We start from the raw sequence: 11457 nt of genomic DNA, 5'->3' as shown, positions 1-11457 counted from the left end.
TGTTCCCCGAATTGTCAGATTAGCTATCCCAGATTGATTGTCTTGGTAGTCAAGGGTTAACTGATTGTCAACGATGGTAGCGGTGACTAATCCCGGATTGTTATTGACGAATACTGATTTAACAATTAAAGCGATGTCATTATCGATGTCAGTGAAAACGTTAGTTAAATCAATGACGGTATTAGCTGCATCTTCGTCAACACTGACATCTGTAATGGGATTGAGGACAGTTGGTGCGTCATCTACTGGGTTAACTGTGACTAGGAAAGTATCATCAACAGTTTTACCGTTGGATGTTCCCCGAATTGTAATATTAGCTATCCCAGATTGATTGTCTTGGTAGTCGAGGGTTAACTGATTGTCAACGATGGTAGCAGTGACTAATCCTGTATTGTCATTGAGGAATACTGATTTAACAATTGAAACAATGTCATTATCAATATCAGTGAAGACGTTGGTTATATCAATGACGGTATTGGCTGCATCTTCGTTAACATTGACATCTGTAATCGGATTGAGGACAGTTGGTGCGTCATCTACTGGGTTAACTGTGATGACGAAACTTGTGACATTAATATTACCACCTGCTCCATCGGCTACCGTAAAGCTAAAGCTATCACTGATAGTTTCTCCGCCATTATGAATGTAGGATAGTAAGCCACTATTAATATCAGCTTGGGTAAAGGTGTTATTAACCGCTAAAGTAACTCCATTGCGTTGTAAATTCCCATTTGTCGGAATCGTACTGATGGTAAAAGTCAACTGATCTGCGGTATTATCTGCATCTGTAGCAGCAAGCAAACTATTAGAAATAGCAGAATTAGCGCCTTCATTAAGAGTTAAGCCTGCATTGACTGAAATTTGTGGGGGTTGATTAACTGCGCCACCGATTTGTATGGTTGCATCTGCTTCCGTCGGTACTGCTTCTGTATTACCCGCATTATCGACCGCAACCGAATAGAAAGCGTAGCTATGTCCGGCTGTCCCCGTGTAAGTGGCTTCGGTTAATTCAGTATTATTGAGCCAGACTGTATAGTTACCGCCATTATCCGACACATAGATAGTATAAGTTGCTAAAGCTGATCCTGTATCTGTTCCTGTCCAACTGACGAGGAATTCAGGGGTTGGGGTGGTTGCAGGTAAGTCATTAACTTCACTACTAGGTTTATCAACATCAAGAGTATTGAAGATAGGTGGAGTGCTGATGGGTTCTTCCGTATCGAAGATGATGGTCGCTTCTGCATCGATGACATCTCCTGTTTCAGCCGTGCGACTAGGACGAATGCTATAGGTAACAAAGCCATCGCCTACTCCATCTTCGTTATTGGGAGGTAAGAAGCCAATTAAGGGGTTTTCCGGAGTTTCACCTGTTTCTGGATCGATAGTAGTTAAGGTCCAGAAAGCTTCGCCTTTTTGGATGTCAATACCAGCAAAAACATCAACCAAGAAGCCATGTTCTTCCGTTAAATCCACACGCTGATTGTAGAAAGAGCGGTTTTCAGGAACATTAAAGGTTAAACCACTCCAACCGAAACTACCTAAGCGGAAGGTGCGGAAATCAACGTCAGAGTCTAAGGGATGGGTAATGTAAACAGTTTGAGCAGGTGCAGTCGCACTGGCTTGGTTTTCAAAGCGAATGGTATAGGGAAGGGTTTGCGAGGCAATCCATTTTTCATCGCCAAATCCTGCTGGTCCTACGATATCGTTGGGATCGGAGGGACGGATGATAGGTACAAATTGATCGTTTAACCAATCCCAGAGATCGAGTAAATCTTGTGGCAGAGATAGAGGATTAAAGAAATCGAGTATTTCTGCTCCTGTTTGTAACCATTCGTTATCAGGGTCAATTTCATTTGCCCAGTAAGGTAAGGTTAAAGGACCAGTAAAACTATATAAAACATGACCACCACTTCTATCATTGGTATGGTAGTGGGGTCGTGCTTCCGGTCCAGCCGATGGGTGTGGAGGATCGTGTATGGGTTTTTTACCATCACCAGCATCTCGAGCCAGTTTCTTCGCATCTTTACGGCCTGGTGCTTCGATAAATAGATCTCTATCAGTACCATTTTTTCTGGCTCTTTCTATGGCTTGTTCAGCCTGTTTCTTAGTCAGTCTTTTCCCTGAATCGACCAGTTTTTCTCCAACCCGTATCAGTACCTTAAAGATTTTCGTGGGAGCCAAACCATCAATATCAATATTGGTCAACGGCTCGTTGAAAACATAATGATATAGATTCAAACCACCATTAATTCCTAAGTTATCCGTGCTTAAAAATCGGCCTTGATTTGGATCATAAAATCTTTCTCGCATAAAATCAAGGCCATTACCTTCATCCATCACACCCCATTGCCCAACATATTCAAAGGGGTTAGACACCGTCTCCACTTTAGTTAAATCTTCTCCAAATGGCAGATACTCATAGCGATTCAGATAACCGCCTGTAGCACCCGTCAAGCCGACAGTTGAGCCAATGGCATCGCTGTCATAGTAGTAAGCAGTATTGGTTCCATCCACGCGACCTACTAATCCTAATCCATAGGTGTAATTAGCAAGCAAGTTTCCTGAATTATCATACTCACTTACCACATCTACCAATCCTGCTGGATCGAGTAAATATTCGGTTCTTTCACCATCAAAAATACTAGCAATTCGGTTGCCTAGAGCATCATATTCGTAACTCCAAGTTCCATCAGAGTTCGTTACACTAATCAGACGATTTTCTACATCATATATAAAACTAGAAGTCAACCCATTTTCAGTTTTACTAATTAAATTGCCATCGGCATCATAGCTATAGGTTGTGCTGCCAACAGAAATATATTGGTTGAGGTTATTAGTATTGTAGTTGTTCGTAACTCCACTATCTTGAACAGAAATACGATTACCCGCCGCGTCATAGCGATATTCAATTGTGCGTCCATTAGACAGAATCACAGAGGTTAATTGACCAATGCCATCATATCCATAAGTCGTTGTTCCATCTAAGGTCGTCATGCTGGTACGGCGACCCATTGTATCGTAATTGTACTCGAAGCTTGAGTTAATAGTTCCATCTCCAGAATAGTTAACCAGACTCACGAGTTGTCCAGCATCATCATAGTCATACGTCGTATAGGTTTCATTTCCGTTATCTTCACGGATTAAACGTCCCACTGTGTCATAAGTATAGGTAACAATGGTGGCATCATTACCATCGCTCAAACGAGATAATTGACCATTATTGTCGTAGCTATAGTTAGTAGTAAAGCCATTGTGATCTACCATCTGACTACGACGACCCTCCGTATCATAGCTAAAGTTCAGTAAGCGTCCGTCTCCGTCTGTTACCCTCGTAAGTTGGTCGGTTGTATCGTAGGTATAAGTAATACTGCTATCAGAATCAGTAGCTGAGAGAAGATTGCCCCGACTATCGTAAGTATAATTAGCACTAGACCCATCAGCATAATCCTTACGGGTTAATAATCCCTGATTATTATAAGTGTATTGAATGGTTTGGTTGCGACGATTAACGGAGACAATAGTATTACCTTGACTATCAAGAGTGAAGGTTTCTTGACTACCATCTGCATAAGTAATCGCCGTTAAATTTCCTCGATTATCGTAATCATAGGTCAAGAGATTACCTCGTTGATCCTGAATCGTTGTTAAGTTATCAAATTGAGATTCATAGATAAACTCAACTGTTTGACCCAAAGCATCAACACTCTTGATTAAATTATTACGACTATCATAGGTAAAGTTAGACAAACTACCATTAGGAGCAATTATCTGGATTACATTACCTTGTCTATCATATTGATATTGTATGCGCTCTCCCAGAGGATTTTCTGAATGACCAATTTGAACTAAATAATTCAATAATAATTTAGAGATCTTACCTTCTGCATTAGTAATGGTCATTCCTGTATTACTGTCATAACTGTAGCTTATTTGAGGAATACCATTCAGAGTTGTTTGAGCTAAGCGTCCCCGATCATCATAGTTAAAACCCGTGACTGTCCCATCTATTTCGGTGATAAATTGTAGAGCATTCTGTTGAGCAACATCAATACTATTATTGTAAGTGTAAGAGATGGTTCCTTGAAAATTTGTAACACTTAACAGATGTTCTCCTGTTTCATTGTAAGTATAAGTTGTTACTTGACCTGTTGCATCGGTTAATTGACTAATACGTCCCTGACTATTGTAGTCTAACGTCAAGCGATCGCCGTTAGAATGGTTGATACTGGTCAGGCGTTCATTGGTATAACCTACAGTAATTCGATTTTGGTTCGGGTCTTCAAGATAATCCAGTTTGCCGTTGACACGAAACGCTAAAATTGTTCCATCAGATTCCCGTAACTGGTAACTATTCCCTACCAGCGCTAGAGTAGCATTGTCTCCGGGTTGACCTATATAACTGCCGTCGGCTTGCCGTTCAAAGAGACGAATATTCCCCGACTCCTGAATCGTAACCGTTCCTTCGGTATCGGCAGTGGCAGTAATATCCCAAAGGTGTGTCCAGCCATAGCCCAAAGCTCCTAATTTGAGTCGTCCGTCAAAGGAAGATTGGAAGAAGCGTACAAAACTTAGATCCAATCCAGGACTAGGTATACTTGCATCAAGAATACTCGTTAAATTTTTGCCTAACAAAGTACTACTAGCTTGTTGAATCTCTGCGGCAATTAGTTGAGATGCGTTAGAGATAGAGTTCCCCAATTGACTAAATGTATTGGCATTATCGGCGAGCGCAGCAACATATTCTTGAGGGGTTGTACCCACAGAGGCAATAAAGTTATTCCAAATGCCTTCCCATGCTTCATCAGAAATAAAGTTAGGGCGGGAATTATCTTTAATCTCGGACCAATCTAAGGGTTGTTCCCCTGCCGAAAGACTCCGTAAGTTTAGATTAACTTCTCCCGTACTAACCGTAGGCTGAAAAACGAGTGATAAAGTCCCGCGTTCTCCAGGCGATAAGATTCCGGCTGGACCTTCTGAACCAACGGCAAGGAATTGATAACTATCACTTGAACTGCCATCAGATAATTGTAAATTAGCGTTAAGTGTACTGAGAACGAGCAAGGGACTGACAATATCGGTTTCTCCGGCATTAGCATAGTTAATCGTCACGATTCCTGCTTGTCCTGGACGTAAAGCACTGGGAAGGTTTAATTGGGTTTCCAGACTGCCTTCGTCCCCTACCGTTACCGTGAAACCATCATCTAAAATAGCAGTCTGAGTAGCATTATTGACCTTGACATCATAAGCTCCTGTACTGAGTCCTTGTAAGTCAAAAGTTGCCCATAATTCAGTGCTATTTTTCCACCAGATTTTACTGGCTTGGCGTTGCGTTCCATCTGTTCCTACTAAACTCGCAACATCATTCGGGGTGAATTTTGCACCCGAAATTCTGACAGTAGCTTGTCCTTTGTTACTACCGAGATTTGTTCCCAAATCGGTAATAGAATATTCTAAAACATCGGCTCTGATGCTATAGCTAGGCGCATCACCGATTACATTATCCCCGTAGGCAAGAACATAATAAGTTCCGCCACGAGTACTAGGTATAACTATGTCTTGATCAGGCGAAAAGGGTTGGGTATAACCGATATCAAACTGACCGCGAGTTGGTATATCTCCATAACGGATATAAAGCTCGTTCGCAGCCGCAGTAGACTGACTATCAAAACTCAGTAACAGCGTCTCTCCTGCTGGTACATCAACCCGATAATAAACAGACTGTCCTTGTCCTAAAGTCCCTGTATCAGGCGTACCTAATTCTAAGGACTCGACATCAACAGCAAAGTCATCTAAAGAAGCCTTAATATTATTCGCTTCATTAGATTCCGGTATGTAGTTGCGGATGTCGCTGCGAACAATAACATAGTAATCCCCCGTTGCTACTCCTGGTAAAGTAGCGGTTACTGTCTTGCTATAGCTCCCCCCTCCAGCAACTGGTCCTGTTTGGGAAACACGACCGAAGAAAGCATCATTGACATCCCATTGATTGTCACGAGAAAGATAGATTGTATCTTCCCATGTCCCGATCGCCTCATTCGTGCTTTGATTGTTTACGGTATAACTAATTGTGGCATTTTGACCTGGCGTTCCATTGACAGGAATAGTAATTGTCCCTACTGCTAAATCGACCGGAGGCGGCAAGATTATTTCCGTCGAGAATCCATCATAATTAACATTATTGATCTCTCCTAACCGTTCATAAACAGCATTACCGCCGTCCGTCACCACGAAAGCGTAAAGACGTCCCCCTAAGCCTCGCGGTATATTAAAAGATTGAGTTGCAGTATAACTATCTCCTGCATTTAATCCCCCCGTATGGTTGCGATATCCTAAATAAATATCGCTGTTGCGATCAAATACTTGATCGCGGGATAGATAAACAGCATCATACCAACTTTGACCCGTATTGGCATCATTATTAACAACCGTCCAAGTTAAACTCAGAGATTGTCCGGCAATTCCCTGTTCCGGCGCATCGACAGAAGTAACGGCAAGATCAGCAGAAGGAGCGGGAGTAATCGGTAGGCTTCCGGTTCCCGAACCGCCTCCACTGCTACTATCGCTGGCTAAAACGTTATTATTCTCAAATGCACCTTCAATAACGTTATTATCCCGGTCAGTTTGCACCAGAACATAGTAACTACCGTTCAAATTAACAGGAAGGGAGAAAGTACCCGTGGCACTATAACTTGCTGATGGCTCTAAGGCTCCTGAACGATAAACCGACCCTAAATTAATGTCATCACCGCTGAGATTCTTATCTAAAGACAAATAAACCTGATCGTACCAATAATTGCTATTAGTCCGTCCTACCCCCAAATTTGCCACCGTCCAATTGAGGGTCAGCGGCTGTCCGGGAGTCACGGTATCTGGCAGAGTAATGCTAGTAACTTGGAGATCGGGAGTATCACGAGAGATGGTGAGGGGAAAAGCACTAGAGGCATTATTTCCCTCATTGCTACCTTCATAAACGCTATTAGCCGAATCAGTGACGACAAATAGTTGATAATTGCCTTCTAAGGTAAAGGGTAAAATAACACTTTCAGTCCGACTGTAGGTACCATTGGGAGCTAAAAGTCCGGTGCGGGTGAAGCTGGCGAGGGTCAGATCATCTGCATCTCCTAAAACCTCATCGTTAGAAACTACAAGGCGATCGCTCCAACTGTTAACAATGGTATCCCCAGTTCCCTGGTTTTTCACTGTCCATTGCACGGAAATCGCCTTACCAGCTTCTCCGGTAGTCGGAATAACTGCGTCAGTAACAACTAAATCCGCCGGTTGGGAAACAATTTGTACTTGATTGATACTTTGAGTGACGTTATTAACATTATCTAATTCAAATACTTGATCGCCGCTATCGGTCACACCAAAGACGTAGTAGGTGCCAGTTAAGGTATTGGGTAAGGCAAAGTTAGCGGTACGATCATAACCATCACCTGGATAAAGAATGCCATACTGGCCGACACTACCCAAATTAATGTCCGTTGCCGTATTTAGTTGATTATCGCTGGAAAGATAGAAGGTATCGGTCCAATAATAATTCGGGGTTTCTGTGGCTCCAAAGTTAGTGACTCGATAATTGATGCTTAAACTGCTACCAGAACGAGCGTTGCTCGGAATCGTTAAGGATTCAAACTCTAAATCTGGTGGCGGCGTTAGGGTAATGTTCGTTGCTGTGGTGTCGTAGCCACTATTGTTATTCTCAAAAACGTGCTCATAAACGTTGTTATAGATGTCGCTTTGGACAAAGAAGAAGAAACTTCCCGCCACACCAATGGGTAAATTAACTGTCGCTGAACCGGTATAATTTGCACCGGCATTTAACGCACCACTATGGTAAAAAGTACCTAAATTGCGATCGCCTGCATCTAAAGTTGCATCCGCCGACATAAATACCCGATCATACCAAGCTGTTTCTAAAGTGCGTCCTGTACCAGCATTAGTGACAGTCCAACTCAGGTTCATTGGTTGTCCTGAGAAGGCTCCATTAGGCGCATTAACCGCCGTTACTTGTAAATCGGGAGGTGGAGTTAAATTAACATCCGTCGGCCCACCAGAACCCCAATTATCCCCTTCATTACCAACTTCGGTAACGTAGTTATAAACATCAGTTTGTACGAGGAAATAGTAATTGCCATCAATACCGCGAGGTAGGGTTACGGTTAAGCTGTTGCTATAACTATCATCCGGGTTGAGATAACTAGGATTAACTGCTTCTCCTAGATAGGTATCAGTATTGTCATAAGTAGTATCGAGGGACAAATAAACTCGATCATACCAAACAGGCGCATTAGTGGCACCAGTACCGACATTTTTTACTGTCCATTGTACGACGGTTTCTTGACTAGAAAAAGCCGTCGATGGTGCAGTTACCCCGGTAACTTGTAGATTAGGAACCGGAGCAAGCTGTAGAGAAATCGGACGATCATCTGTAGTAGTATTGTTCGATTCGTTCTGCGTTCCTTCAGCAACTTGTCCGTAAAAATCGGTCGTTACAACCACTCGATAGTTACCAGTTAAACTGAGGGGAACGCTGTAGGATTGAGTCCGATTTAAGGAGGCTCCAGCGGCCAAACTACCTGAATATTCAAAAATTCCGACATACTGGGTGGAATTGGTAGCTGTATTAACTAAATACACATAATCATACCAAGTTCCTTCTGCGGTTGCTGCTCCTTGGTTTTTGACAGTCCAATTGATCTCAATTGGTTGTCCAGACAAGGATTCAACCGGTGCGGTAATATCACTTACTACTAAGTCGGGAGCATTGAGATTAATGGCGACAGCACGAGTATTGTTAGTCTCGTTAGTTTCCCCTTGACCTCCCGAACCATCAGCGACAAAGATTAAATAACGGTTTCCCGTCCCAAAGTTAGGAATGGTAATATTGCGAGTAATGCTGTAACTTGCACCGGCGGCTAATGGTGTTTGGGTGGAGATTAATTCTTGGGTGATGTAAGTGTCAGCATTAGCATCAAAAATAGCATCGTTGGAGAGGTAAATGCGATCATACCAATCCGTAGGAGCGGCGCTTGTCCCTTGGTTTTGTACTGTCCAAGAAACTTCAATACTCTTACCGACTGTTCCGGTTGCAGGTACGGAAGCATTAGAAACAATTAAATCGGGAGCGGTTAAAGTGATAGGAACCGCAGCAAGGTTATTATTTTCATTTATTTCCCCTTGATAATTGCTTGAATCAGCAACAAATAATAAGTATTGATTGCCAGGGTTAAAACTAGGTAAGGTGACATTCTTGCTGATAGTATAACTTGCACCAGTAGCTAAAGGCGTTTGTGTCGCTATCAATTCATAAGTAACTTGAACGTCATTGCTATCTAAAGTTTGATTACTGGAGAGATAAACTCGATCATACCAATCCTGACTTGCTGCTCCCGTACCGTTATTAGTGACAGTCCAAGTTAATTCAACTGTTTCCCCTAAAATGGCACTTGTCGGAGCATTTGTTGCTGTAACTTGGAGGTCGGAAGCGGAAATGTTAATCGGTAGGGAATAGACGTTGTTATTTTCGTCTGTCTCACCTTGATAGTTATAGTTATCAGCCTTGAAGAGCAAATAGCGGTCGCCAGTAGCGGTACTGGGTAAGGTAACATTGAGGGTGCGGCTATAGGTTGCTCCGGCTGCTAGGGGAGTAAATGAACCTTGCCAAACTTCTGTCAGATAAGTATCATCGCTATTACCGAAGATTTGGTCAGTAGAAATCACAACCCTGTCGTACCAATCAGCATTAGCCGCAACAGTTCCTTGATTCTTCACATCCCAAGTAACGCTAATCGTTGCACCTACAGTTACCGATGCTGGTGCAGTGGCATTTGAGACAATTAAATCTGGTGCATCTATGCGGATAGGAATCGCACGATCATTATTATTTTCGTCCGTTTCTCCCTGTGCATTATTGCCATCTGCTCGGACAATTAAGTAACCATTGCCAACGAAGTTTATTTGATTGGGTAAGGTAATATTTTCGGTTTTGCTATAGCTTCCTCCGACGGCAACGGGAGTTTGTGCGGCGGCGGAAATACTGGTAATGAAGGTATCAGAACCGTCATAAGTATCATTACTTGACCAGTAAATATAATCAGTCCAATCGGCGGGAGCTTCTACTGTTCCCTGGTTCTGTACTGTCCAAGAAAGGCTGACTGTTCCTCCTAATGCTCCTGACTCTGGTGCCGTAGCATTACTAACAATTAAATCCGGCGAACCAATAGTAATGGGAATAGCTTGACTGTAGTTGTTGTTTTCGTTGGTTTCTCCTTGATAATTATAGGCATCAGCGCGGAAAAAGATGTAATAATTTCCTGGGGTAACATTGGGTAAGTTAATACTGCGATTGATCGTGTATGAACCGTCCGCTATCAAGGGGGTTTGAGTGCTTATAAATTGTTCAGCAATGTAACTATCATTGCCATTGCCGGGGATATTATCAGAGGATAGGTAAATCAGATCATACCAATCCGCCGGTGCATCTGTCGTACCCTGATTTTTCACCGTCCATGATACATTGATCGCTCCATTCACAACCCCGCTACTGGGTGCAGTTGCAGAAGAAATGGTTAAGTCTGGCGCACCTAAAGTGATAGGAACAGCATAAGTATTATCGGTTTCGTCTGTTTCTCCTTGTTGGTTGTAGTAGTAGTAGTAAGAGTATTGATCTGTAACAAAGATCAAATATTTAGCACCGGTTCCTGCATTACTAGGAATGGTAATATTTTGGGTATCTGTATAACTGGTATTAGCGGCGAGGGGACTTCTTGCAGCTTCCCAGAAAGCAGTAATCCATGTATCTCCGCTATCCCAAGTCTGATCATTAGACAGATAAACTGAATCATACCAATCAGCATTGGCCGGAACAGTTCCATTATTTAGTACCGTCCACGAAACTGATATGGCTCCCCCTAAAATACCAGTACTAGGCGCAGTCGCACTGGTAATAGTCAAATTTGGTGCAGCAATATCAATCGCCTGAGTATAGACGTTATCGTTTTCGTTGGATTCTACTTGGTAGTTATAAACATCTGTCCTGAATAGTAAGTACCCACTTCCTACCGCCTGGACGGGTAAGGTGACACTCGTATTAACTGTATAGGTTTCATTCGCTTCTAAGGGTAATCCATAATAGCTGTAGATATAAGAATCAGTCAAATAAACATCATCACTATCACCAAAAAATTGATTTTTTGAGAATACCACTCGGTCATACCAGTAAGAACTTCCTGTAGTCACAGAACTGTCATTTTTCCCTGTCCAAGATAGGGTAATAGTCTGACTAGCACTAGCGGTAGTCGGAGCGGTGACATTAGTAATAATTAAATTGGGTGCAGCAATATCAATCGCCTGAGTATAAACGTTATCGTTTTCGTTGGATTCTGTTTGGTAGTTGTAAGCATCTGTCTTAAATAGTAAGTACCCACTTCCTACTGCATTACTGGGTAAGGTGAC

General features: G+C 42.5%; 1 protein-coding gene. It reads right to left on the bottom strand.

Translation table 11 applies throughout. The features are described 5' to 3' along the window. Positions 1–11457: CARDB domain-containing protein (locus O9300_RS12145; RefSeq protein ID WP_287971864.1), on the bottom strand; the 11457-nt coding region annotated here is incomplete at both ends.

Origin of the sequence: Microcystis sp. LE19-195.1E (genome assembly GCF_027532095.1) — a bacterium.
Lineage (GTDB): Bacteria > Cyanobacteriota > Cyanobacteriia > Cyanobacteriales > Microcystaceae > Microcystis > Microcystis aeruginosa.
Note: the sequence above shows the minus strand (reverse complement) of the source record. Positions and strands in the feature narration are given on the sequence as shown.